The sequence below is a fragment of the Streptomyces sp. NRRL B-24572 genome (assembly GCF_002156145.1).
GTDB lineage: Bacteria > Actinomycetota > Actinomycetes > Streptomycetales > Streptomycetaceae > Streptomyces > Streptomyces vietnamensis.
In genome coordinates this window covers 1-616 of sequence record NZ_MWIG01001153.1, presented here as the reverse complement: position 1 = coordinate 616, position 616 = coordinate 1, and the positions used below count along the sequence as shown (strand labels likewise).

1 protein-coding gene is annotated in these 616 nt (G+C 76.6%); it reads right to left on the bottom strand.

The features are described 5' to 3' along the window. Positions 1-151 precede the first annotated feature (151 nt). A partial coding sequence (locus CCN56_RS40990; protein ID WP_143664853.1) for an O-antigen ligase occupies positions 152-616 on the bottom strand: 465 nt, incomplete at its 5' end.

Genomic DNA, 616 nt, shown 5'->3' with positions numbered 1-616 from the left:
CGTGGCCCCCGGGGGCCACGGGGAGTCCGTGGGGCCCGGAGGCGAGATCGGCCAGGGGTCGGTCAGCGGGGTGCCGCAGGGCGGCCGGGGCGAGGGGGGCGGACCGTCGGCCCACGGCGCGTCCGTGGGCTCCGGTTCCCCGGCCCACGGGTCACGCACGCCTCACCTCCGCCAGCGACCACCAGGCCGCCAGACCGAACACGACGGACATCAGCACCGTCGAGGGGCCGCCGATGTCCGCGTAGAAGAAGTCGATGAGCTGCCAGACGAGCAGGCCCGTCGCGACGAGCGCGCAGTCCGCGCCGAGCCGCTGCCGCCGCAGCGCGCCGACGAGCAGCGCCACCCAGCTGCCCGCCAGGGCGAGCAGCCCCACCAGGCCCTGCTCGCTCAGCACGAGCAGGTACATGTTGTGCGGGGACAGCAGCGGCTGGCGCGCGAACGCGGCGCCCGCGCCGGCCGTGTCGCTGCCGGAGGACAGCGCGAGCGAGGCGTTCGAGTCGCGGTACCGGGGGAAGCCCTTGAGGCCGACGCCCGTGACCGGCTCCGCGCGCCACATCCGCCCAGCCGCCGCCCACATCGTGTACCGGTCGGTCACCGACTGGTCCGGCGCGGCCGC